The following is a 1,279-nucleotide window of genomic DNA, read 5'->3' as shown; positions in this document are numbered from 1 at the left end:
GGACACTGTTGGCGAATTCGACAGCTATGCCGTGAGGGCCTTGAAGCGTGAGGTGCGCGTGGGTGCCAGCGGACGCAGCGAGAACCAGGCAGCGAGGCGATCGACGTTGAGAGCGGCCGCCGTCGCCACGCTCTGCAAGGTCGTTTTCGCCAGCCCGCGGTAGCGTGCCCGGCGCAGGCCGAAGCTGCGCACGCCTTGCGCGATCGTCCCCTCAATGCCTTGCCGCTGCCCGTAGAGCCGCCGGCCTTCCTCGCTCTCCTGCCGCATGCGCGCAGCCGCCAGCGCCTCGTGCTCGGCGCGCGGATGCAGGCTGAGTCGGCGGCTCGCCGCCCGGGTACAGCGCGGCTTGGCAGGGCACGCGCGGCAGACGGCGGGACTGAAGCCCGCTCGGATGAATGGGCGTCCGCTCGCCTTGTCCCGGTACGCGCCCCAACTCGTGCTCGCGTGCCCCTCGGGGCAGCGCACGCGGTGGCGCTCCCAGTCGACCGCGAAGTCGGTGACCTGGAACGCATCCTCCGCACGCATCTGCCAACTCTGGTTCGGCCGCGTCGGGCCGATCAGGGCGATGCCATGCCGCTCGCGGGCCGTGACCAGATGCTCGGCGCTCACGTAGGCGGCGTCGACCAGGTGCTCGCAAGGGAGCAGTCCCGAGCTGGCCAGGGCGACATGGATCGCGGCAGTGCGCATCGCCTCGTGCACATTGGCCGGAGTGGTGTCGGCGTGAACGACCAGCCGAGGCAGATCGGGGTCGCAGGTCTCGGTCAGGTGGACCATGTAGCCCGTCCAGTCGGCTCCGGACTTGGCTCGGAACCGAGCATCGACGTCGTAGGGCGACTCGATCCGGTCACCGGGTCCACGCCCCTGCACCGGGCGCAATCGGATGCCGGCACCGGCGGGTGGGCTGCCGTCACCGGCGCGCGCGAAGTGCCGCGCCCACACCCGGCGCAGCACGGCGACGGATGGCAAGGCGACAGCGAGTGGCGGGGCGCCCGCGCCATCCAGCGCGTCGAGCAGGCGGTAGCCGTCCGCCCCGACCTGGAGCACGTAAGCCTCGCGTTTGGGGCCGGTCGTGGGCAGGCGCGCATCCTCGATCCGGCGATCGTAGCGCTCGTGCCAGTCGGGTGGGGCAACACGGCGCAGCCAGTCGGGGACAAGGGCCGCGACCGCGTTGAGAGCCGCGCGCAGCGTCTCGGCCAACAACTCGATCCGGTTGAGGTCGCGCACGGCCGCCAGCACGTGCGTGCTGTCGGTGCGTTGGCGCCCGTGCCCCTTGAGCACG

Annotated in this window: 1 protein-coding gene; it reads right to left on the bottom strand. The window is 71.7% G+C overall.

What is annotated here, in order from left to right:
- Positions 1-24: 24 nt before the first annotated feature.
- The coding region (locus WDW90_RS37240) for an IS1182 family transposase (protein WP_336492745.1) at positions 25-1,279 on the bottom strand (1,255 nt) is incomplete at its 5' end.

Origin of the sequence: Methylobacterium nigriterrae, assembly GCF_037106235.1 — a bacterium.
In the GTDB taxonomy this organism is placed as follows: domain Bacteria; phylum Pseudomonadota; class Alphaproteobacteria; order Rhizobiales; family Beijerinckiaceae; genus Methylobacterium; species Methylobacterium nigriterrae.
Note: the sequence above shows the minus strand (reverse complement) of the source record. Positions and strands in the feature narration are given on the sequence as shown.